The following is a 23,903-nucleotide window of genomic DNA, read 5'->3' as shown; positions in this document are numbered from 1 at the left end:
GACAGATAGGTTATTCTACAATGAGGCTTTTGGAAACGGTTTCAAAGGGTGTTGTCAGTACTACACTATAGACCCCCGGAGTTCGAAGGCCGCGACCCTTTATATTGGCCCGCTGTTTGTTATCGTATTCATATATTTCTTCGGCCTGAAGTTCCTCTGAGCTTACTTCGACCCCCAAAACACTAAAAACCGTCACATCTATATCGGCTTTTTCAGCCAGTACAATAGAGATGGTATAGGTACCATCGGTAACAGGGTTTGGATATATAATAAATTCGCGGACAAAACTTTCTTCTATAAGAATGTCATCTGAGTATTGACAGCCCAATGCCGTTTCAACGGTCAGGGTGTATGTTCCTGGATCATCAATGTAAACTGTTTCTTCTTCACTGGTAAATCCGTTGTCGCTCGTCCAACTATAGCTTACCACCCTGTTTACATCTGAAATTACAGCTTGTAGGAATAAAGACTCTTCAAACTTCAATTGCCGGTTAGGTCCTAAATCTACTGTTAAAGGTTCTTCTATAACTATGGTGTATTCTTGTTGGGTTTGTGTACCCAAGGCATCGGTAACCGTAAGTGTATAAATGCCTTCTGATGTAACTTCTACGCTATTGTTTTGTTCAGCATCCTGACTACTATCCCATTGTTGATTGGCGGAAGTTTCATTGTTTGCCAAATCATAACTGTAGGGAGGGATGCCCCCTGTAGCCAGATAATCCAGGTTTGTTGAACCATCAGGGCATATAATGGGCTGTTGGCTTGATAAAGTCAACTCTAAATCTTTTTTAAGCGTAAATGAGAACAGGTCTTTTCCAGAATTGTCTTCGTCCCATATAAGGTTATTAAATAGTGCAATACCTTGTTCAGAAATGGAGGAAGGTTGGATGTATTTACTGTTTTCAGGTAAAAAATCACCTTCCCCCGTCGTGTCAATGATTAGTAAGAAATTATCTTTAGTTAGGGTACTGTCCCCTAATGTACTTGCATCAAATTGCAATTGGGTCTCAATGGCTTTAGCAGAGTTTCCTGTTGGTTTAATCAGCCATTTACGCTGTAATACGGGAACTCTATCAGTTACACTTCCTTCAGGTTCCAGTTCCAATGGTTGATTGTTGTCTCCCCAGACTATAAAATCCAGGTCATTGATTACGGCAGTATTTTCGTTGTTAGATACTGCCATTGTAGCTACTCCAATACCCAACAAACCAGGGGCATTGGAACTTGTAGCTTGTTTTTGATAGAGTCCCGTTTCATCATCCCGACCAACACCAGCAATATTATAGGAATAGGCAGCATCGTTTTCTCGATCCCAAACCACTTTCTTTTTGGAAGTAATATAGTTTTCGGCATCTAGGGTGATGCCATATTTTAGAGCCAAACTAGTTTCTATAGATTGACGCTTTGTCCCTCTTAGAATGCCATCGTATGCAATAACTTCGGCAATAGTTCCCTTAAAATAAGGGTACAGGCTTTCTTTTTTTGTAGCTCCTATACTTATGTAGGTCTCAGTACCAGGCTCTCCTTTGGAACGATACATTTGGGTATAGGTATGTAAAGTAGCGATGTTGGATTCACCGCCTGTATAGTAAGCGAACTTATTGCCTGTAAATGCGCCTTTGGTGGTCAATGCTATTTCCGATTCTTCACTATGTAATCCCCAAACAGCTTTGCCTTGCAATGTGTCTATTACTACTGGGTTAAAGATGGTAAAAACAGTTACTTGCGAAATATTCGAAATGGGTTTTTCCAATACAAGATAATCATTGGTACCATTAAAGGAGATAGCAGGATTGTAATTTATCATTGCTTTTTTCTCTGCGAAATTTGTTGCTGCTGCCACTTGCAACGAATCGCCGTGGGCGGATATCAAGGTCGTATCTATTTCTTTGGCATTGAAATGGATAAATCTGGATTGGCTCCAGCCGTTGGTATAGGCCAATAAAAGTAGTAGTACATACAGGTAATTGTTTTTCATATCTAACCGGATTTTAATGGTAAAAGTTAAATACTTAAAACTGAACCGTGGTATGTGCTGCCCATAAAAATAGTATGGGCGACCCATACTATTTTAACTACTAAAAAAGCTATCTTTTTTTGACAAAAACTAAATGAGTTTATTGCCTTTGCTGATGGAAGAGATAAGAAGGTGCAGTTTAAGCTTCAGTCCATTCAAAAAGAATTGCCAAAAATAGTACATATTACTCCAACGAGGATTTACGATTGAATTTTGAAAGGATTTATAAGGAAGTAAGTATGTGCTTCAAAAGGAAAAAATATCATATAGAACCACTAACTTTTTGGTATTCATAAACCATAAATCTTGCCACCTGTTTTTTAGATAGTAGTCTTATAGAATACCCTCTTTTAGTTATTGTCCTTAACTCTATTTTGTTCATCTTCAGATGAGTTTCTTTTCTCTTTCTCTTTATTAAACTTGGAACCAAAATTGTAAGTTAATTGAAGATAAACATTTTGACGCGACCAATCGCTTATAATGTCGGCATCTATATTAGCATATTTAATATTGCCTTTGAATTTACGATTGAATATTTCTTCAATACCGAAATTTATTTTAAATCGATCATTCATAAATTTTTTACTCATGGCAAAGCTAAGACCAGCCAACCAATCGTGTTCTATTTGACCTTGAAGACCACCAGTAGTATAAAATCCCGTTAATTCTGAATTTATATCCCAAGGTAGTTGATATTCCATATTTGTGTACCAAGTTAAACCCCACTTATCCAAATTCAATTTTGGTTTTAAATCATTTGATTCATATTTATTGTAGTTTACTATGATTCCTGTATAACCACCCAACCCTTTTATAAAGTTTAAAGGGGCAAATGCTCTAAAGTTCCAATTTTTTCGTTCGGATAGATTGATTACTGATCGAGATGTCTGCGCTGTAGCATCATTTTGGGATATAATTTCAAATAATGCATCTGTAGTACTTTTATATCCTACGCTAAAAAAAGGTTGGCTATTATAGGTAAAGTCAAATTGAAAACTGTTTGTAAATTCAGGTTTTAAATTGGGATTCCCTTGTTCAAAAGTATAAGGGTCATAATAATATACAAATGAGTTTAAAGAATTATAGGAGGGTCTTAATATCCGATAACTATAGGACAGATTAGTTCCGAGTTTATCATTTAGCTTTCTTCCGATATTGGCACTAGGGAAAAATTTTGATATATTCCTATTTCTTGTTTCAACAGGATTAGTGGATGTTCCTTTTGTGTTACTATTTTCCCACCGTATCCCCCCAGAGAAGGACCAAGACTTCCACTTCTTGAATGTTTTTAAATATATGGCTAGGATATTTTCGTCAATCAAAAAGCGGTTACTTAGATTATTATCCAAAATAAAATTTCCATCCATATTTTGAGCGAAGGAACGCAAGTCGTTATCTGTAGTTACCGTAGAATACTTCGCTCCAAACATCCAATTAAAATCCCCGGTCATAGTACGTTTATAGTCTCCTTTATAGGTTGATATTTGATATTTACCGTCTTGAAAATACCGTTGATTATCGTATATTATAGAACTTTGACCAACACTATAAAGGTTGTTGATATTAGCGTTCTTGTAATCAACATAGTTGAAATCCAAAATCAATTTGTTTCTTTCATCTTCAAACTTATAGTATGGAGTTATGTTATAAGTTTTTCTATTACGTTTAAAGTTATTTTCAGTCAAGAGTGTTTCTGATGAACCAATTTCGATAATCTCGGTACTATTGGATGCAACCCTATCAGAATCCGTATTGATAAAACTTGTTCCAACTCCAAATGTATGATGTTCATTTATGTAATAGTCCAAGCTCCCATTGAACCTGTAGGTTCTTGGGTCGAAAGGAGAAATATTAGATTGGTCATATACTTGATTATTAACTTTTCGAACTATAAACAAATCTTCACGCCATGCAGTTTTTCTATATCCTGCACTTAGCTGCCAGTTCAATTTATTTTTATAACTAGCTACAGAACCACTTATGCCATATTCAGTTTCGTTATCATAACCAGTATAAAGTTTTACGTTTCCATTTGTCCCAAGTTTAACATTTTTCTTTAGGATGATGTTAATTAAGGGGCCTGACCCTTCAGCATCAAATTCCGCCCCAGGTTGTTGGATCAATTCAATCTTAGCAATATTATCGGCAGGCAAATCACGTAACAAGGATGTCATATCCATATATTCAGTAGTTTTTCCATTTATCAAAATCCTAACTCCTTCCTGTCCTCCATAAGTAATATTACCATTAGTTACAATTATCCCTGGTACTTTTTTCATGACATCTTGTAAATTGGAACTTACCATTTCCGATCTTTCCAAGTCAACAACTAATTTTTCCGCAGTCTGACGAATTACTGGACGATTACCTTTAATTACTACTTCATCTAGTGCTTGGGTTTCTTCATCTAGGATAAAATCCATTGATATATCACTATTTTCATTAGATAAGGTAAAAGAATCTGATTTTTGAGTTTTAAACCCTAACACAGAGATTTCGAGTACATAGCTTCCGTCTGGAATATCATTAAATAAAAAATTTCCTGTATCATCGCTTACAGTTCCTGTCACAACTTTGTCTATATCTGATTGATATAAAACAACATTGGCAAAAGGTATAGACACTTGAGATTTATCTATAATTTTTCCTCTTATCTTATTTTGAGCATATGTAAAATTTATATTTGATAATATAAAAAATATTATAATGATTTTAAATTTCATATAGTTTTTCTTGATAATATTAATAGAATATTATCAATAGTGTTTTTTGTAATTGTAAATAAAATGCCCCAACATAATTGCGTTTATATTTTTATCTAGACAAAAATATACTGGAGTTAATCTGTAACCTGTCTCTTAGGATCAACATTAAATAACGAAATACATTATTGTATCTCCTTGTTTTTTTTAATCCTTAGTTTTACTTCTTCTATTTTAGATTTTATAGTTCTAATTTTATTGTCAGGATTATTGGTGATTACATATCTCAATGTTTTCTCTTTATTATTTAAAACTTTATTGCTTCTATACTTTATCTTTAATTTCCTCTTTGCTAAAATTATTTCTAAAGAGTAACTTTTTCCATTTTCTGTGTAAGTTATTTTTCTCTTACTATCAGTTGGAAAGTTTACAAAATATTCTTTCAGAATAGAATGTACCGTTTCATATTCATGCTTGGTTAAATTAGCTGAATAGATTAATTCATCTTGCGATTTGTTTACTTCATTTGCGAAACTAAAGCTTGTAAATAAACAAGCTATAAATAACTTTGTGATTTTAATGTTCATGATTTCTATATATTTAATTGATTTTTAACTAAGGAATAATAATTCCCTTTTCTATTTATTAATTCTGAATGCGTACCTCTTTCAACAACTTCACCTTTTGACAAAACAATTATTTGGTCAGCATTTTGAACAGTACTTAATCTATGTGCAATAATTACAACTGTTTTATTATTAAACATATTTTGTAAATTTTCTTGAATTAACTTTTCATTTGTAGCATCAAGTGAAGAAGTAGCTTCGTCAAGAAAAAAATACTTGGAATTTTTGTAGATTGCTCTAGCAATCAAAATTCTTTGTTTTTGTCCTCCAGATAAATTATTTCCGCCTGCCCCAATTTTAGTTGACTCTTTTATTGCGAGAGAGTTAACGTAATCATATAGGTTTACAGTCTTAAGTACTTTTACTAATTTTTCTTTATTGATATTCTTATCATTAGTAGTAATATTTTTTTCAATTGTATCATTAAACAAATATCCGTCTTGCATAACGACACCAGAATTTTCACGAATGCTTTGAGGTGAAATTTTATTTATTTCATCCTCTCCATAAAAAATATTTCCAGAGGTTGGTAAAAAGAATTTAAGCAGTAGTTTCATTAGTGTTGTTTTTCCACTACCACTATGTCCTACTATTGCAGTGACTTTACCTTCGGGTATTGTTAAATTAATATTTTTAAGAACAAGTTTGTCTGCTAGATTATTATATTTAAAACTTACATTTTTTAGAACTATATCTACTGGAATAAGCCTTGTATTCAAAGTTTTGTGTGTATCCTTTTCTTCATTTTTTTGATTGTACACTTCGGTTAATCTATTAAAACTCAAAAAAGCATCTTGTTGAGACCTAAAAAAAATCAACAATTGATGTATTGGAGAATTCATTTGACCAATTATATATGAAACACTTAAAAGAGCACCTAATGTCATGTGCTCTTTTATAACATAATTGGCTGCTAAAAAAGTTACAAGGATATTTTTTAATTGATTAAAAAAAGTAAAACCAGTAGATTGAAATTGTTCAATTTTAAGTGATTTAATATTTATTTTAAATAACCTATTTTGCAAATTAATCCACTCCTCTTTTTTAACATTTTCAAATTGATTTAATTTCATTTCTTTGATACCATTATAAAATTCATAGACTGCTTCTTGACTTTCCGATTTAGTTCTAAATAGTTGATAGTCCAGTACTTTTCTTTTTTTTAGCCAAAAAATTGACCAAGAAACAGCAATAATGGTTAATCCCATATACAAGGCAAACAAATAAAAATCATAATAGAATAAAATTATAGAGTAGGTAATTAAGGTAAGAACAGAAAAGACTGTTAAAATACTATCCGAGGTAAGAAATTCTTCTATTCTTACATTATCTTGTATTCTCTGATTGAAATCACCAGAATTTTTTGACTCAAAAAAATTTAAAGGTAATTTGAGTATTTTACCTAAATAAGAAGAAATAATATCAATACTAAATCTATTCCCAATAACAAGTGTAAACCAGTTTCTTAAAACATTAAAAAACATTATCCCTAAAAAAACAAATAATTGGGCAAGTAGAATTAAACTTATGTAATTAAGATCTTTTTTATTAACGCCATTATCAATGAGCATTTCAGTCAAAAAGGGAAGAGTAATATTTAAAATACTCCCAAATAAGACAAAAGAAGCTAAAAGAAGCACCCTCTTTTTGTATGGGGATAGCAGCTTTAAAATGATTTTCAGTCTGTTTTTAGAGTTTTTTTGTTTTTTTAATGAATAGAATCTATTTGTCGGGCTCAAAAAAAGGGCAATACCACAATCATTTTCTGTTAACCAACATTTTTTAAATTCATTTTTGTCTAAAATAGTTTTTCCGTGAGATGGATCAACTAAGTGAAATTTGACTGTTTTTTTTGTTGAACTAATTTTTTCTAAAACAAGAAAATGATTTTTATTCCAGAACAATATTACGGGTAATTTATCTGAATGATTTACTAACTGTTCTAAATTTATTTTTACTGAAGTTGTTTCAAATCCAATTTTTTTTGCGGCATGAATTATACCAAGCATAGAAACACCATCCCTATCAATTTCAGATAAATTTCTTAATTTCTCTAGTGAAAATTCATTTCCATAATAACTAGTAATCATGCTCAATGAAGCTGGACCACAATCCATTTTATCGTGCTGACGTACTAGATTAATATTCGACTTACTTCTGAACATATTATTTTGGAGCGTAACGAAATCTATAAAAATTTGTAACTATTTGTTTGTAATAAATTGAATCTTTCTTAATCGCAATGCATAAAATATCTCTATCCTTATGGGGATCTAATATTTGATTAGTTAAAAAAACATATTCTTTAAAATGTTTATTAATAATCCTACTCCATAGTTTGATTCTTGAAAGACCTCTTCTTTTAGTTTTATTATTATTAATAAGTTCGGGTTGATTGTGCATCTGAATATATACTGCGTCTAATCTTTGTGAAAGTTCCTTACAGAAAAAGATTATTGTTTTCACAGTTTTATAATCTTTATTTGCACTATTGAAATCACAATTTAAAGCTAATTCTATAACATTTTTTTGCTTACCTTCTTTGTTTAGATAAACGATTCCTGATGCTTTAATTACTAGTTCATATTCAATATTTTCTCTTGTTATGAATCCGTAACTATCAGGACGATTTTTAATAATTTCATAATTATTATCCATTTGTTTTCGTTTATTTTAACATTCTCATTTAAATAGATATCAATGTTTTCTTATGAAACTCTATATAAAGAGTTGTTCTTTCATTATGGGATTCGTTTAGAGCGAAATGGTCTAAAGCTCCATCAAAAACGATTGGTTTTCCACATTCATATTGACGGAACTCTCCTTGAACATTTAAGTAGTTATAGTTACATTCTTTTGGGGTATCAATTGGCAAATGTAATTGAAGAGCCCTTTTTAATCTAATATCAGGATGACGATGCGTATGTAGTATAGAATTAGGTTTTAGTTTCAAAAGTGCTACTGCAATAATGCCTTCAACACCCTTGAAGAGTTCAATTGTACGCCTCATCTTAGTCCCTGTAAAAGGCACTTTTTTACCATTTAGTATTAAGCCATATTGAATCCAGTCATGGTTTTCACCATTTTCTCCCCAGCCCAAAACCCAGCCATATTCATTTCCCTCAACAACTACATGGTTATGAACTTCTGAAAACACATCTTCATGGGTTTTTTCAACTCTATTTATTGGCATAATTGGAGCATCCAATTGAAGAAATTCCTCTCTGATAATTTTCCATTTTTCACATATTTCATTTAGCTTAGGAAAATTAATTACTTCATAATATGATTGTTCTTGAATCATGAAACTTAATATTTATATGTTAGCCCAAATATTCTTTATAAAATTTGATTTTATTCGCTATGAACTAAGTCTAGTTCTTCGATTTCAATACCTTTATGATTTAGTAATAACTTCAAAAAGTATAAAACCACCTCCTTTGATAAAGTTGAATGCTTTTCAATAATTGACCTAACAGTTACTTCCCCTCCTTTATTTAATTCTTCAACAATTTCAACAAGTTCTTGGAAATATTTAAACGATAGTTTAGACCCCCTAACATAGATTAGCAGTCTATTGTCAACTTTTTCTATATTAATTTTGCTTACCTTATTAAGGTGTAATACCTGATTTTCAAGATTAGGAAATATATGCTCACCATGATCGATTTCATTAAAATGATTTAATGGTAGACTTCTCCAAAATCCATTACTTGACAAGCATTTTTTGTATTCACTATAAGAGTTTTTTAAGAAATCTTCTAGTGGTGCTTTTAATGTCTTATTATCTATGCTTAATGTACTTATAAAATCTAAAAAAGTATTTTCATTGTTTAAATAATCTAACTGATTTTCAATTATACTTTTATCATTTTTTACGTATAACCTTTTAATTGACTCAATCATAACCTCTGAAAAACTTTGTCGAGTGGGATTATTGAACCACATAGTTACACCAATAGAAAAGTCTCCCGAATAACCTACATGATGTTTATTCCAAGGCATATAATACAAGTCTCCCATTCCAAACTCGTATTTATTGGAATACTTTAGCAATGGCTTAATATTTTGATTGTTAATAATTCCTTTCCCTACTTTTTGATATACCGATTCATCCCAAGTATACATTGTCTTGTTTCCAGGCCCTAAGTGATAGTGCAATACATTTTCACCTCTCTTATCAGTATGAATGCCTAATGGTGTCCATCCATAGTTTCCTATAAATGTAGTTAATTCAAGACCCCAAGGAGGAACTCCAATAATATCAAATAGTGGCTGTATAGTTTGTAAAAGTTCTCCAGCTAAAATATCAGAATAACTTTCTCCACAATTTAAAATAACTCCACAATTCTGACCGAAAACTCTTTTAAAATATAATTCAAGGTTTTCTCCATCTTTAAGCTTATTTGTTTTAAGCAATTTTTCGGTCTTGGTATCTGTTAATTTTTCACCGTCAACATATACTCTTAGACCATCATATATGTAAAGTCTATTAATTCTTGACTGTAACATCTCAAAAACACCTTTGTGCAAAGTTTTTATCAAATTCTCTGATATGACATTCTTAAAGACCTGAGTTTCTGTAAATGAATTATTTTTTTCAATAAACTCAAACCACCAGTCTTTGCTAAAGCTTTTTGTTTTTATTTTATCTACTTGATTTGTTTTCATTTTCTGAGTTAAACTAACTTTTATTAATAATAGATAATTGTGACTTGAATGAAATCAAGCCACAATTATTTAATGTCAAGTAACTATTGATCACCTGATTTTTGTTTCTGCTTGATTTTATCATTAGCAGCAGTCCCACCTTTTAATGTCTCATTCTCTAATGCTGATAATTCTTTAGTATCAAGAATTTCTTTAGGACTTTTCTCCTTGTTTTTCATCATATATGATTTTGATTACACCTACTCATTGCTGGCTTTTCGATTTCCGCCATATCTAATAATATCTCAAAGAGTATTTAGAGATATTGTAGGTTATGAATTTATACCTTATCCATAAAATAAAAGTATGGGCTACCCGTAAAAAAAGTATGGGAGACCCATACTTTTTTTATTCACTTAAACTATTTATTTGATTATTTTTTATATAAACCCTTTTTCTTTGGCTTTTTGTAGTAATTCTTTATCATACGGGCTTTCAGCATCAAAAACCTGTTTTATTCGGCGTTTTCGTTTTTCAATAGCAGGAAGTGAAAGTTTTAATATTTTGGGAAGGTCTTTCATCATTGTTCCTATAGAAAGTTCGTATAACAACTTTCTGTCAATAGCATCTAATAAAAAATCGTTGGTTACTTCTTTGCGAAGTAATTTTACGACAGTCTTACTGTAATAAGGAGGATTTTTAATTACATCATTAATAGCTGCTACTAAACTCTTTGGATTAACATCATTTTTTGTTAAAAATCCATCAGGGTCAAGGCTCTTGACAATACTGTGGATTCTATAATTGTCATTAAAGCTAGTGGACACTATAATTTTGGTATCTGGCATCAATTTGTTGATTTTTAGGCCTAAATCTTCCCCAGATAATATGTTTCCATCTTTTGAAGGTGGTAAACTGATATCCAAAAAAACAATATCTAAATCCCTATTATTGGTTGAAAAATACTTAATTTTTCTATCAGCCGAATCACAATTATGAGCAACATCTATATTAAATGACATAGTATCATTATTTTTTCCAATATAATTAAACGCACTCTTATAGGCGTTCGTTATTAGAGGATGGTCATCTATTAGTAGTACTGTATATTCTTTATTCTCCATATTTTTTTAATGAATTGGAATTGTAAAATGTACTGCGGTTCCTTTACCAATTTCGGATGTAATGGTAAACGTACCTTTTAATTTTTGTATTCGAGATTTCATGTTTTTAATGCCAATTCCTTTTTTTCGTTTATTAGCGTTAAAGCCTTTACCATCATCGTTTACACTTATTATTAAATTACTTTTTTCTACCGAACAATTTAAAATAACTATTGTTGCACTAGCGTATTTAATAATGTTTTGTAATGCTTCTTGTAAAACCCGATACAAATTTACTTTAATAATTTCATCTATTTTGTTCCAAGAAATAGTATCACTAATATTTAATTGATAACTAAAATTGCCTAAATGACTTTTGTTTTCAATAAGCTGCTTTAATACAGAGCTAAAATCAATTTCAGAACTATCAAAATTAGTATTCAGTTTATGGGAAACTTCCCGAATTTCTTTTTCTATAAACTGTAATTCCTCTAAAAAGGATTCATGTTTTTTTAGGGTATCATTACTCCCTTTAAGTTCTAAAAAACCCATATCGACACGAATACCAAATAATTTCCCAAGAATACCATCGTGCAGTTCCCGGGATATTCTATTGCGTTCTTTTGTTTTTTCTTCTTCTAATTTAGTTTGTTGTTTAAGCGTTAAAATATAAACTTGCTCATTGGCTTTTTGTTGTTCGGTTTCCAGTAACAACCGTTTATTTCTTGACCTTTGGAGTATGATATAGTATATAAGAGACAAAATGACGACTATCACTAAAGCAAGAACTAAAATGCGAAATTTTTGGCGAGATAAGCGTTCAGTTTCTTCAATATATTCATCTGTTTCGTAGGCTATTCGGGTAAATTTGTTTTGAATTTTTCTCTCAAAATCTTGTAGACTGTCATTATACGTAATATGTTTTTTCAAATAGCCTTTTGCATTTTTAGTATCTAGTTCTGACAATGCTTCAAGAGAAGCTAAATAATCCCTACTGTTTTTTATTTCCTTTGATAATAAATTTGCTTCTTTGGCAAAGGTTATGGCCTTAACTGTGTCCCGAATTGTTGCGTAATATTCAGACAAATGAATCTTACTTATGACTATGCCAGTTTTGTCATTTATACTATCTCTAATCCTGAGAGATTCGTATAAATTTTGCATTACATCAGTAGTATCCTTATTTAAAAATTTGGAATAGGCTCTATTATCTATTGCTCTAGCATAACTCTTAATGTCTTTGATTTTTAAACTATCATTTTCTAAAACTTCATTAAAATATTCTAATGCTTTCAATGTTTCTCCCTTTTTGAGATAAACAAAACCAATGTTATTTAAACTGACTCCATAAAAATGTTTCTTGTTTTTTAATTTATTTAAATATTCCAATGCCTTCTTGTGGTAAAACAATGCCCTGTCATATTCCTTAATATCATTTTGCAATAATGCCAAATGATTGTATGAAGCATATAGTGCCTCATTCTTTTTTAAGGATTTATATTTTGAAATGGCTTTTATAATTAAAATTTCACTTTCTGAGTAATCTCGATAACGCCCTTTTATAAATGACATACCAAATAACATTTTTGCAGCATAGTTTTGTTGGTCTATACTTTCAAAATACTTATACGCCTTGTTATAGTGATAGTAAGCGGAATCATATACCTCATTTTTTTTATAAAAGTTAGCTTCATTCCAATTCACATCTGCTAAAGCAAAAGTATCTTTAATACTTAGTGCTAATCGATAGGTTTCTTTATTTAGTTTTTTAAAATTAGCAGTGTCCTTTAATTTTAAATATTGATAAGCAATTTTACTTAGAGTTCTGGTAGTAAAAGTGTCTAATTTATTGGGGTCTACTGTAGTATATGCTTTATTTAAATAAAACTTGCGTTCTTCCAATGGGAGAGATAATTTTTTTGAAGATTTAAGCCATAAAGAAATGCTATCGTTTTTTAGTTCTGAATGTTTTGTTTGATCATGTTCGGAACTGCATCCATGCAAAATAAGGAATATTAATATTGTTTTATGTAGGATATTTACTCTCAAAAAGATTTGTTTATATAAGACAAATCTATGAAAAAGCCCTTAGCTATTGTGCCAAAGGCTGATTAGTTTTTGCAAAGATATTTTTAACCTTTTTCCGTTTGGTCAACTTCAGTTTCTTCCCCACCGGTAGCTTGTATATTTTCTGTTGCCTCTGTTTCTTCTGTAATGTCATCAACAGTGCAAGAAGTTATAAGATTAAAAAATAGGATTAAAACGAGGGTACTTTTTAAGATTTTCATAAATGCAAAATTTTAAGATTAAACAATGGTTTACTATGCCGTTTATACAGCCGTTTTTTTAAATTGTGTACAATGAAAAGCGTTGTTGTTTTTGTAACGCAAGTGAAACTTCGAGGGCTAAAGTAGTATCAGTAGTAGAAGAAAACAGTCTAAAAAACAACCATTTAGTGAAACCTATACAACTGTGAGGAAAATCCTATTTTTATATAGGGAAATTAATTTAGCGTAATAAATGCCCTATTTGATAAAGTTGCATTTATAGAATCAATGTTCTTAACAAAAGTTCTTGTAAAGGGTATTTTATGAGAAGGGTTTCTAATAATGCAAACCGATTTACCGTAATGAATTCTAGAAATACATTTGCTGTTTATAATATAACTTTTATGAATTCTTAAAAAAAAATTGGGAAGTGTGTTTTCGAAAGTTTTTAGCGTTTTGTAAGCTCCTATTATAGAACCATCTTTCATATAAAAATCGGTGGTGTTATTGTCGGCTTTTAAAAAAAGAATCATTTCAGTATTTAAGTATTGATAATCTTTATTTGATTTTAAGCATATTATCTCATTTGTTTTCGATGGATGCTTTTTTTGATACTTCAAAATACTTCTCTGTAATTTGAGTTCTGTTAAAGGTTTTAAGAGAAAATCAAAAAAATCATATTTATAAGCTCTACAAGCATCTTTTTCCGAAGAAGATGATGCTATAAAAACAGGCAGGCTTTTGCAGTGCTGATTGATTTCCAAAAGAAATTCAGGTAGATTATCAATAGTATTATCGATATCCAAAAAAATTATATCTGGGTTATTTTTAAATATTAAAATAAGTGCTTCCTCTTGATTTTTACAGTATCCTAAAAACGTAATATCATCAAAATAATCTATTACAGTTCTAATGTGCTTTGCTGCATTAACATCTTTTTCAACGATAATATATTTTTTCAAAATAAGAAATTGAATTGCACCCGAAAAGATATTCAACAGAGATATAATTTTGGTATGGCTGACCCGTAAAAATAGTATGGGTGGCACATACCGATATTGCTAAGAATTTAAAGAGCTTTCTATTTCACATAAAACATAATGTAAAATGAAAATTTATAAAGAAATAGTAATAAAGTTAGATAAAGAACTGGATATATTAGAAGTTGAAACAGAAGACATTTTGGTAAAAGCAGAAAAGGGGATTAAACTTACCAAACGAGCTTTAAAGGACATACGAAATTTAGTTACTGACTGTGAATTTAAAACAAAACAAGATGAAATATCATTTTTCAAAAAGACAAAACCAAGATTGTTTAGCAGACTCATTTATTACGTAAAGCTGTTCAATATCGAAAGTAAAAGACCTAGAAGCAGTAATAAATCTCAAATCAAATATTTGAACAGGCATATCGATAGACTCCAAAATTATTTTAATGATAATTTAGAGTTTTATCAATACTACCGCAGAAATGCAACTTCTTTAGATGAACAATATTTTTTAAGAGGAAAAGCCGATATACGTTTGTATTCCGACACCTTTCATTTTTTTACCGATGAACAGTTTTCTACGAGCCATGATAGTACGGTCGCGACTATATTAGCATACGATATGCTTATCGTTTATTTAAAAGCTGAAATAGATGTGCTAGAAAAACATCATGATGGAGAAACTATAAGCTTGCCCTTTAGGAAAAAATCGAAGCTTTTCTGGACAGGACATAAAACAGACTTAATCGAGTTAATTTATGCCTTGCATAGTTGTGGGGTAATCAATAGTGGTACTGCTGGTATAAAGCAACTAGCAATTGCGGCTGAATACTTGTTCAATGTTAACTTGGGAAATTACTACCATACCTTTGTTGGCATTCGTTCGAGAAAAATCAATCAAACAAAATTTATTGATATGCTAAAAGAAGCGTTATTAAAACGCTATCGGGAATCTGATGCATAAAACCTATAGTTGTACCCAAGTTGGGTAAAATCAAAATTTTCACCAAAATCATTTTTTTTGCTTCAAATTGATAGGAGCATTTTTTTTCTACTAACCAAATTGCATCAATCTAACACATTAATAATGAGTAAATAAAAACACCCAACTTGGGTACAACTATGTAATAAAAACCAATAATCTTATCCAATTTTGCCAAACGAAAGTTAAATCAATTCAAAGTCGTCATTTAAAAATTAGCAACTATTTGGCGGCTTTGTTTTTCTAAAATCGTTTTACAAATGGCAGCAACAATTATTACAACCGAAGATCTTCGAGAGTTTAAAATGGAACTACTCGATGATATTAAAGAATTACTGAACAATCAATCTGGGCAGACTTCTAAAAAATGGCTCAAATCTCCAGAAGTTCGCGAAATACTAAATATCTCTCCAGGTACATTACAGAATCTTAGAATCAATGGAACGCTACCCTACACTAAGGTTGGCGGGGTTATCTATTATGATTATGTAGAACTACTAAAGATGATGGAAAATAATAAGATTCATAACAAACATTAGTTTCTTAACTATTGAATCTTTTTTATATGGAGCAAATCAATTATATAAAACATTTGAACAATGTTTTTTTACAATTCTCAAAGGACAGTCGTTTAAACCCCACGCATATCAGTTTATATGTGGCATTGTTTCAGTTATGGAACGCCTATCATTTTCCTGATGAGTTTTACATCAATCGCAGCGAACTTATGCAGTATTCAAAAATTGGTTCAAAGGCAACCTATCATCGTTGTATCAAAGAAATGCACCATTGGAAATACCTGTTATATGAACCCTCACACAATCCATTTAAAGGAAGCCGAATCAAGATGTTCAATTTTGGGACAAGTGATGAACAAGTACTGTACCCAAGCTGCACCAATATCGGAACAAGCAGTGAACAAGCACTGGTACCTATAAACAAACATAATCAAACAGGAAAAAACAATACAAACGATACTAAACTCGGGCCACCAAAAAATGAAAATGTAGTGATTGATTTTTTTCAAGAAGAAAAATATCCAGCATTGGAAGCTAAAAAATTCTACAATCATTATCAGGGCATCGGTTGGAAAGTAGGCGGCAAAACAAAAATTGTCGATTGGCAGGCCACAGCTCGCAACTGGATGTTAAAAGCTGATGAATTGAAAAATGAAAAAACGTTAATCGCAGTTGACCAAAATATGGACAACCTAAAGACAAGTTCCAACAAAAACTACAATGAACCCTTATGAAGCCGATAATGGGCATTTGGCAGAATAAATGAAGACTATAAAACCACATATCATCATCGAGGGCAGCGTTCAATACAAATTAGGAGAACTGAAAAACAATCAATTGCTATACGATTTCGATAAAATGCTTATTTACCTTAATGCCAAAGGAAAATTGTTGTTTGGAAAGAACTTCAAAATATTTGAGGAAGACCGAGAGATTCTGTTCAAGCTCTGTAATTACTTCATCAAGGATGAAGCGAATTGTAAAAAGTTGGACATCGACATCAACAAAGGGATTTTACTTTCTGGCCCTGTTGGTTGTGGTAAGACAAGTTTAATGAAACTGTTACGTCATATGGTACCACATCAAAAACCCTATGAGGTTATACCAACCCGAAATATTGCTTTTGCCTTTAACAACATAGGCTACAAAATAATTGAAGCCTACGGCGACAAAAAATTCTATTGTTTTGATGATTTGGGCGTTGAACCCACCGGAAGGCATTTTGGAAAGGATTGTAACGTAATGGGCGAAATACTTCTTTCCAGATATGATTTATTTTTAGAAAACAAACTAAAAACCCATGCCACTACCAACCTTAATGCCCAAGAACTAGAAGAACGGTATGGCAATCGGGTACGTTCAAGGATGCGGCAGTTGTTCAATTTGATTGCTTTTGATGAGCACAGTAAAGATAAGAGGAAATAGCTTACATAATATTGTGTTTTTTATTATTAAAAATCTAAATTTAAAGGCTATATGGCCAACCTTATAAAATATGTTACCGCATTTAGTCTTCTGTTTTTATCGAAGATTATAATCGCACAAAATGATTTTCGCGGTTCTAATTCTTCTTTTCAATATGGTGTTGCAACCAAATTAAATATCGAGTTTAGCCATAAATGTTCTCCTGCTTTTAAATTTAGTCTCACGGGAGGAATAGGATATAAAATTGATAACACTAACATTTCTCCGTCAGTCCATTCAGGTATTCTTTTTTTTAATAAAGGTAGTATTGGAGCCAACCAAAGTAAAAGATGGTATAAAATTCAGTCTCATTTTTATACAAACGCACAAATAACAGTTCAATTAGATAAAAGGGATTTTGATTTTACTGACAGGAGTGTTCCACTATATCATTTTTCTGAATTTACCGCAAACCCTTTACAAAACCCTTATAAATCATCAATTACCTATGGGGCTAATTGGATTTTTGTTCAAGAAAAGAAATCCCAAAGAGTAGGGTTTTTTAACTTAAATATTCTAGGACGAGGTCAAGTAAGTTATTATAATGACGGAGGGCCAATTTTAAAAATAGCAGGGGATAAAAGAGATAGATATTATACAGGAGGGATTGTTCTGTCTTATCACGGTCCTATGAAAGACCCTATCAATTTGATAGAATTAAGTTACCACAAATATACAGGTTATCAAAAGTACGCATTTGATGTTGCAGACAAACTACAAATAGACTACTTGAACTATTATGATGACAATCAATTTTCTTATAATCAACAAAGGTGGCGACTAAACATTTCAAATATTAAAACTGGCTTTGGCGGCAGTATATCATTATATAATTACAATCGATTAGATTTTCAAGACTACCTGCATTTTAACACCAATGTACCATATCATCCAGACTATTATAGAGGTTACAGGTGGATGTTTGGAGGAAGATATGAATATAATCAAATAACTCTTCCGAAATGAAAAGATTAATCTCAGCTATACTTTTTATTATAATCGCTTGTTCATGTGGTTCTGGTCTATACAAAACAAGTCAACTTAGCTTGGATAATGAAGATGTCTTATTTAAAGAATTTAGAATTAAAGATTTTGAAACATTTGTATATGGAATTTGTGAAGATTCTGGACAAGAAACTAACAATAAACGATTCTTCAATTGTCCGAAAAACTTCTTTGATTCTGAAAGGAAGGATACTTTAAAGGTTGAGGAGGTTTATCTACTTAAAAGCAAAATTTCAAACTTGGTTCTATATTTAACCACGTTTTCCCATAAATACATGAATAAATCAGACGGATTTCTAAATGATAGGCAAGCTTATGAGAATAAAATAATTTTGAATCAAGTAGAATATGCGTATTTAGGAAAGATTGACACTATATCCAACTTAATACATTTTCCAAACCAAAAAAATGAGCCTGATATAATTCTTCACTATAGTAAAGAAAAATATCCTAAAGAGATTTTTATCACGAATGCAAATATTGCGACTGCTGAAAATAATTATACAACAGATGAGAAGTTCAGTATGAAAAAGGTGTTTAGAGAACCTTTAGTTTATCGAAAAAAGAATGATACCATCAAATTTTATAAACATAAAATCCGTAAAAAGCCAATAATTACCCCAAAGTGCCTTAATATAATTTCTAGAAAGGGTAAATTAGAAGTAATCTTTGGATGTAAGGATACAGACAGCTTATTTTTTAAAGTCTCAAATAGAAAAGTTAGATATCATCCTAATTTCTACCTGATACCAGAATAGAAAAACCTCTTTAGGGTTTACGTGTTTTTAATGAGTTAAAAACAAAACAAGGCCAAATCTAACTTTGGTTTTCTTGCTCTAAGTGAAGTAATTCGTGAATCATATCATTTTCATCCAAATATTCAGCCAGCCAATCTTGGCGGGAAAGCCAATTGATGTACTCCCTATCGGATTTCCAAATATCTTCTACATACTTGCCTCTGTATTTGCCAAAACTGAATTTGGTCGCATCCTGCTCAGATTGACGATAAGGCCCAAATAATTTTTGATAGGCATCCAATAATCCTTCTTCTTCACACCGATGGTACAACCACCCTTTTCGGTAACCTCGTTGTTGCCTCCTTTTTTCCAGAATTCTGACCCTTTCTATACTGGATAATCCATCATATTTATTTTGATACCTTTTACGTGGAAATAAAGACCTGAAAATAGCTCCCAAAATAAACTCAAAAAATTTAAAAAAGAAAACAAATAGTATTCTCATAATTGTTAAAAATTCAATAAATTTAGAAAAACTTTAGAAGTTTATAACTATGAAAACCATTATTCATAATGATAAAGAAATATCTCTCATATTTAATTCCGCTTCTGGAAATATGTTTGGAAAATACAATAACAATGAAAATGCTTTTATTTTGGAGTTCCAAAATTTTGGACAAGAATTGAAACTTCACTATTTAAGAGTTTTTGATGAAAATAAAAATACAGGTTCTATAGCTTTACAAGAATTTGAAGAATGGGCAAAAGACAGAAAATATCAAAAAATTTATGGAGAATTAATAAATGGCAAAGACTCTTCGAGTCCAGATAAACTAAAGCATTTTTATTCAAAGAATCACTATAACGTAGAAGATACTGGTAATGATTATACTTATGCTAGAATTTTCAAGTATTTAGTTTAAGTAATTTTCTAATTATTTCAATAATTATTTTTATAATCTTCACAAAAAAATCTGCCATAGCCTTATTTTAAATAGTTATACAATCCCATTAAAATGGCCAATGCCATAGCTCTAACATTTTTGGGCCTTAAAAAGTAATCCGCTTCATCGGTGTTGGTAACAAACCCCATTTCAACGAGAATTGAAGGACGGTATTTGATGTTTTCACGCAGCACTTGAAAATTCGCAAATTGTACACCTCGCTTTTTAAAGCCCAATTTCAGAGAGCTTTCTTCCATAATGGATAATCCGAGTGCAATGGATTTTTTGATATTCATCTCGTTATCGTTTGTGGTATTATGTACGTAAACATCCATTCCTTTTGAAGAAGTGGCAGAGGCATTACAATGTAATGACACAAACACATCTGCCTTTAAGCTTTCAGCCAATAGGCTTCTGTCCGATAAGGAAATCAAAGTGTCATTGTACCTGGTCGAATATATATCAAACTTGTCATTCAATAGGATTTTGTTCAGTCTTAAAATCTCTTTGGCAATGCTTAACGCTACATCTTTTTCTCGAATACCATTTTTTCCAATTGCACCAGAATCTTTTCCGCCGTGACCAACATCAATTACAACCGTTTTTTGTTGACCAAAAACAAGGCACATTTTTAAGAGTAAAATCAAAAAACTGACGTTTTTGAGCATTTTTTTCCAACTTTTTTTCATAACACAGTGATTTTTTAAGGTCGAATTTCATAAGATTTGATACCGTTTAATCCCAATTGAAATCAAACGGTATTAAAAAATATTATTTATATAAAATATTGATATTCAGTTATTTGTATTCAAATATACTGTATTTTTCATACTATAAAAATGAAACAAAATTTAAACCATTTTAATATGAAAAAATCAGTCTATCTAACCACTTTATTATTACTGCTCTCCAATTCCATTTTTGCTCAAATTGGAGGTATTGAAGATTCCGTTAACGATGTTTCCGATACTATCCGAACCATTTTTCCCATTATTCTTGGGGTTATCTTTTTAATAGGTTTTCTATTTAATGCAGGGCATTTCTTTGGCGAAAACGCCGATTTAAAAAAAGGGATTACCCGTGTATTGGTTTTTGTATTGATTGCAGGAGCAGTCGTAGGCATCTTTACCTACTTAATCGGAATCGTAGTCTAGGCCTCAAAGAGGCAGTTCAAAAAATTCTGATTATGAAAAAATTCGAAGTCTATAAAAACATTAGAAAGCGTGCGGTGATTATGGGGCTTCCCATATCACTGTTCGCACTGATGATGACCGCCGTTATCGGCTCATTACTGTTTATCATTTTTTCGTTCAGTTTTATGGTTATCATTTCGGTATTTGTGTTTAATGGGACACTATATGTTGCCTTAACCCACATTACCAAGAATCCAGCACTCTTGCATATTCAAAAAGTGTTTCCGCAAACCATTAGCAATAAAAAAGCCTGCATCGCAGGCATTTTGGCAAACCATGAAAACACTAATAAACTATGAAGAAAATTAACCTATCGGCATATCATCCTATTTTGGATATTCAAGACCATATCGTTTTTGCAAACAATGGCAATATGGTTTTAGGCTACCAAGTGGACAATCCTGAAATCTATTCCCTTGCGGAAAAAGATTTTGAGGACATTCATGGAGCATGGTTTCAGGCGTTTAAATCCTTGCCAGTGGCTACGGTCATCCATAAACAGGATATTTATCAGAAGGCAGCATATTTGGCTCAAGAACTACCAAATAAAACCTTTTTGCAACGAGCCACACACGACTATTTTGAAGGTAGAGAGTTCATAAAACATACATCTTACCTATTCTTTATTCTCCCATATAACAAGGCGTTGAACGCCCCAAAATTCACCAATCCGTTTCGCAAGGTCGATAAGGGTATTCATAAGCAAATGGACCATAACGTGCAGGAATTTATCGCTTCGGTAAACGATGCCGTTTCCTTTGTCAACAATAGTAGAAAGGTATCCCTAAGACCATTGAACCAAGACGAAATACTTGTTTTGACCAACGCCTACTTTAATGGATTTAATGAAGGTTTTGATACCGATATCCAGTTAAATAAATCCAATATAGAGATAGGTGAAAATCATTTTGATGTATTGGCTGTAAATAGCGAAGGCTGTTTTGGAGATGTAGTTCAAAGTAGCAAGACCAATGATAAATTTACTTCAGACGATTTTGTATTCCATCAAGGATTTATTGATGGATTGGGCTTGAATCTCAATGAAAATCATATCGTCAATCAAATCATTTATTTGGATGACAAACACAAGTGGCGAAAGCTGCTGGATAAGAAAATCGAGGAGCTTAAAAAGAGTTCCAATTTTGGAACACAGAACAAAGTCATCTTAAAGAAGATTGAAGAAATCGTTGCCAAAATCAATGAGGATGATTCGTCAAGAATTATAAGAGGACACCTTAATATTGTTTTCTGGTCTAAGGAAAAAGGGGAATTAAGTAGAATTGCCTCCAAGATTAAAACAGAGTTCAAAGAACTCGATATTGTCCCTTATTACCCTAAAGGTGAAGAACGGAAGCATTACTTCCTTAACAGTTATTGCTGTTTTGCTTCTAATTTTTCCAACGAAGATTTGTATGTCACCGATTTAAAACACGCCCTATGTTTATACATTAATAACAGCAATTATAAGTCGGATGAAGTGGGCATCATTTTTAATGACCGGCAACATAATATTCCTGTACTTAAAGATGTTTGGGACGAGCAGAAGAAACGTATCAAGGCTCGAAACTTTGCCATTTTCGCACCCACTGGCGAAGGAAAATCATTTTTAGCGAATAATATCCTTCGACAATACTTCGAGGCCAACGTTCGGCTGGTCATCATCGATTTGGGAGGTTCGTATTCCAAATTTGCCAAGCTCTATCCAGATGACCATATCATCCTTCGCTATGAACAGGGAAAAAATTTAGGGATTAATCCGTTTTACATTTCATCCATAGAAGATTTAACACCAGAGCGATTAGAAGAGCTTTCTATTTTCTTATTAGAATTGCTGGCTTCGGGAAAAGAAGCTACTAAAGCCGAAGAAGTCGCTATTAAAAAAGTGCTTCGCTACTATTATCATAAAAGCGGCAATGCCACCTTCCATTCTTTAGCTTCACTATATCAGTTTGTAGATACTAAAAAAGATACACTCATTCAGGAACTGAAGATTCAGGAGGATTATTTCAGTATCTATAATTTTCTGCACATCCTTTCGGAATATGTAGATGATGGGTTATACAGCTTCCTGTTCAACGTTAGCGAAGACCAGACCTATAAAATTGAGGACAAACGTATGATTGTCTTTGAGCTAGATGAAGTCAAGGACAATAAGGAAATATTGTCTGTTATGTTGAAGCTGATTAAATCGGCCATACAGCGTACCATTTGGAGAAACCGTTCCGAACGTGGGATTATTCTTTTTGATGAGTTTGCCAAACAATTAAAGTTTGATAATGTCTTGGAAAGTGTAGAATTCTACTATCAAGCGATTCGGAAACAAAATGGAGCGATTGGCATTATTCTACAGTCTATAAATCAATTGCCTAATAATTCTACGTCAGCCAGCATTCTTGAAAATACACAAGTAGTGTATAGCCTTCGGAATGAAAAAGGCTATGCTGAATTGCAAAACAGACTAAATCTTTCCAGTCACGATTTGAACCAATTGAAATCCATACGCAACAATCTTACAGGAACGAGAAAATATACCGAAATGTTCATCAAAATAGGAAAGGAAAGCAACATTTTCCGATTGGAAGTACCAAAAGAGGTCTATGCAGCCTACCTCACCGATGGACAAGAAAGTGAGGCTATAATGCAACTATATGAAGAACACAATTCGATGGAAAAAGCCATCAACATATTTATTAATTCTTAAAACAA

24 protein-coding genes are annotated in these 23,903 nt (G+C 31.7%); 10 read left to right on the top strand and 14 right to left on the bottom strand.

Going from position 1 to position 23,903, the window contains the following annotated elements:
• Window positions 1–10 precede the first annotated feature (10 nt).
• From AC1EUY_RS00615 to AC1EUY_RS00560, 12 genes are all read right to left on the bottom strand, one after another.
• Window positions 11–1,873 (bottom strand): DUF8202 domain-containing protein, encoded by a 1,863-nt coding sequence (locus tag AC1EUY_RS00615; protein WP_480193555.1) that lies wholly within the window; start codon window positions 1,871–1,873, stop codon window positions 11–13.
• A 494-nt stretch (window positions 1,874–2,367) separates the two neighbouring features.
• Window positions 2,368–4,740, bottom strand: a complete 2,373-nt coding sequence (locus AC1EUY_RS00610) for a TonB-dependent receptor (protein WP_480193554.1) — start codon at window positions 4,738–4,740, stop codon at window positions 2,368–2,370.
• A gap of 164 nt (window positions 4,741–4,904) precedes the next feature.
• Entirely contained in the window at window positions 4,905–5,306 is a 402-nt protein-coding gene (locus tag AC1EUY_RS00605) for a hypothetical protein (protein ID WP_480193553.1), read from the bottom strand.
• A 5-nt stretch (window positions 5,307–5,311) separates the two neighbouring features.
• Entirely contained in the window at window positions 5,312–7,510 is a 2,199-nt protein-coding gene (locus AC1EUY_RS00600; protein ID WP_480193552.1) for a peptidase domain-containing ABC transporter, read from the bottom strand.
• Between the two features lies 1 nt (window position 7,511).
• Window positions 7,512–8,003: a hypothetical protein gene (locus AC1EUY_RS00595; protein WP_480193551.1), complete on the bottom strand. Its 492-nt coding sequence runs from the start codon at window positions 8,001–8,003 to the stop codon at window positions 7,512–7,514.
• A 28-nt stretch (window positions 8,004–8,031) separates the two neighbouring features.
• Window positions 8,032–8,649 (bottom strand): aspartyl/asparaginyl beta-hydroxylase domain-containing protein, encoded by a 618-nt coding sequence (locus AC1EUY_RS00590; protein WP_480193550.1) that lies wholly within the window; start codon window positions 8,647–8,649, stop codon window positions 8,032–8,034.
• A gap of 50 nt (window positions 8,650–8,699) precedes the next feature.
• Entirely contained in the window at window positions 8,700–10,016 is a 1,317-nt protein-coding gene (locus tag AC1EUY_RS00585) for a hypothetical protein (protein ID WP_480193549.1), read from the bottom strand.
• 83 nt (window positions 10,017–10,099) lie between these two features.
• A complete protein-coding gene (locus AC1EUY_RS00580; protein WP_480193548.1) occupies window positions 10,100–10,234 on the bottom strand; it encodes a hypothetical protein in 135 nt (44 codons plus the stop codon).
• 201 nt (window positions 10,235–10,435) lie between these two features.
• A complete protein-coding gene (locus AC1EUY_RS00575; RefSeq protein ID WP_480193547.1) occupies window positions 10,436–11,119 on the bottom strand; it encodes a response regulator in 684 nt (227 codons plus the stop codon).
• 6 nt (window positions 11,120–11,125) lie between these two features.
• Entirely contained in the window at window positions 11,126–13,000 is a 1,875-nt protein-coding gene (locus AC1EUY_RS00570; RefSeq protein WP_480193546.1) for a tetratricopeptide repeat-containing sensor histidine kinase, read from the bottom strand.
• Window positions 13,001–13,230: 230 nt separating this feature from the next.
• Window positions 13,231–13,386, bottom strand: coding sequence for a hypothetical protein (locus AC1EUY_RS00565; RefSeq protein ID WP_480193545.1), 156 nt, complete (start codon window positions 13,384–13,386; stop codon window positions 13,231–13,233).
• Between the two features lie 215 nt (window positions 13,387–13,601).
• Complete coding sequence (locus AC1EUY_RS00560; protein ID WP_480193544.1) at window positions 13,602–14,327, bottom strand: LytR/AlgR family response regulator transcription factor; 726 nt, start codon at window positions 14,325–14,327, stop codon at window positions 13,602–13,604.
• Between the two features lie 145 nt (window positions 14,328–14,472).
• On the opposite strand from AC1EUY_RS00560, the gene AC1EUY_RS00555 reads away from it, so the two are divergent.
• The 6 genes from AC1EUY_RS00555 to AC1EUY_RS00530 all read left to right on the top strand — a co-directional run bounded on the left by AC1EUY_RS00555 (window position 14,473) and on the right by AC1EUY_RS00530 (window position 19,081).
• Window positions 14,473–15,318 (top strand): RteC domain-containing protein, encoded by an 846-nt coding sequence (locus AC1EUY_RS00555; RefSeq protein WP_480193543.1) that lies wholly within the window; start codon window positions 14,473–14,475, stop codon window positions 15,316–15,318.
• A 278-nt stretch (window positions 15,319–15,596) separates the two neighbouring features.
• The gene (locus tag AC1EUY_RS00550; RefSeq protein ID WP_480193542.1) at window positions 15,597–15,875 is read left to right on the top strand and encodes a helix-turn-helix domain-containing protein; all 279 of its coding nucleotides are present in this window, start codon (window positions 15,597–15,599) and stop codon (window positions 15,873–15,875) included.
• A 26-nt stretch (window positions 15,876–15,901) separates the two neighbouring features.
• Complete coding sequence (locus AC1EUY_RS00545) at window positions 15,902–16,588, top strand: hypothetical protein (RefSeq protein ID WP_480193541.1); 687 nt, start codon at window positions 15,902–15,904, stop codon at window positions 16,586–16,588.
• A 28-nt stretch (window positions 16,589–16,616) separates the two neighbouring features.
• Complete coding sequence (locus AC1EUY_RS00540) at window positions 16,617–17,279, top strand: P-loop NTPase family protein (protein WP_480193540.1); 663 nt, start codon at window positions 16,617–16,619, stop codon at window positions 17,277–17,279.
• A 51-nt stretch (window positions 17,280–17,330) separates the two neighbouring features.
• Window positions 17,331–18,284: a hypothetical protein gene (locus AC1EUY_RS00535; protein ID WP_480193539.1), complete on the top strand. Its 954-nt coding sequence runs from the start codon at window positions 17,331–17,333 to the stop codon at window positions 18,282–18,284.
• Window positions 18,281–19,081 (top strand): hypothetical protein, encoded by an 801-nt coding sequence (locus AC1EUY_RS00530; protein ID WP_480193538.1) that lies wholly within the window; start codon window positions 18,281–18,283, stop codon window positions 19,079–19,081. The genes AC1EUY_RS00535 and AC1EUY_RS00530 overlap by 4 nt, the downstream gene beginning before the upstream one ends.
• 58 nt (window positions 19,082–19,139) lie before the next feature.
• Here the strand turns inward: AC1EUY_RS00530 and AC1EUY_RS00525 are convergent, their stop codons facing one another.
• Window positions 19,140–19,565, bottom strand: coding sequence for an exodeoxyribonuclease X C-terminal domain-containing protein (locus tag AC1EUY_RS00525; RefSeq protein WP_480193537.1), 426 nt, complete (start codon window positions 19,563–19,565; stop codon window positions 19,140–19,142).
• A 49-nt stretch (window positions 19,566–19,614) separates the two neighbouring features.
• On the opposite strand from AC1EUY_RS00525, the gene AC1EUY_RS00520 reads away from it, so the two are divergent.
• A complete protein-coding gene (locus AC1EUY_RS00520) occupies window positions 19,615–19,983 on the top strand; it encodes a hypothetical protein (protein ID WP_480193536.1) in 369 nt (122 codons plus the stop codon).
• A gap of 62 nt (window positions 19,984–20,045) precedes the next feature.
• On the opposite strand, the gene AC1EUY_RS00515 is transcribed toward AC1EUY_RS00520, so the two are convergent.
• On the bottom strand, window positions 20,046–20,651 hold the full coding sequence (locus AC1EUY_RS00515) for an N-acetylmuramoyl-L-alanine amidase family protein (RefSeq protein WP_480193535.1): 606 nt from the start codon (window positions 20,649–20,651) through the stop codon (window positions 20,046–20,048).
• Window positions 20,652–20,870: 219 nt separating this feature from the next.
• Here AC1EUY_RS00515 and AC1EUY_RS00510 point away from each other — a divergent pair, with 219 nt between their 5' ends.
• Genes AC1EUY_RS00510 through AC1EUY_RS00500 form a run of 3 tightly spaced genes read left to right on the top strand, consistent with a single transcriptional unit; the run spans window position 20,871 to window position 23,898 of the window.
• Window positions 20,871–21,158 carry a hypothetical protein gene (locus tag AC1EUY_RS00510; protein WP_480193534.1) on the top strand — a complete coding sequence of 96 codons (288 nt, stop codon included), beginning with the start codon at window positions 20,871–20,873 and terminating at the stop codon, window positions 21,156–21,158.
• A gap of 32 nt (window positions 21,159–21,190) precedes the next feature.
• Window positions 21,191–21,496, top strand: a complete 306-nt coding sequence (locus tag AC1EUY_RS00505; RefSeq protein WP_480193533.1) for a hypothetical protein — start codon at window positions 21,191–21,193, stop codon at window positions 21,494–21,496.
• Window positions 21,493–23,898, top strand: coding sequence for a TraG family conjugative transposon ATPase (locus AC1EUY_RS00500; protein WP_480193532.1), 2,406 nt, complete (start codon window positions 21,493–21,495; stop codon window positions 23,896–23,898). The genes AC1EUY_RS00505 and AC1EUY_RS00500 overlap by 4 nt, the downstream gene beginning before the upstream one ends.
• The last annotated feature ends 5 nt before the right edge of the window (window positions 23,899–23,903 follow it).

It is taken from the genome of Maritimimonas sp. 2210JD6-3 (assembly GCF_056591795.1).
Note: the sequence above shows the minus strand (reverse complement) of the source record. Positions and strands in the feature narration are given on the sequence as shown.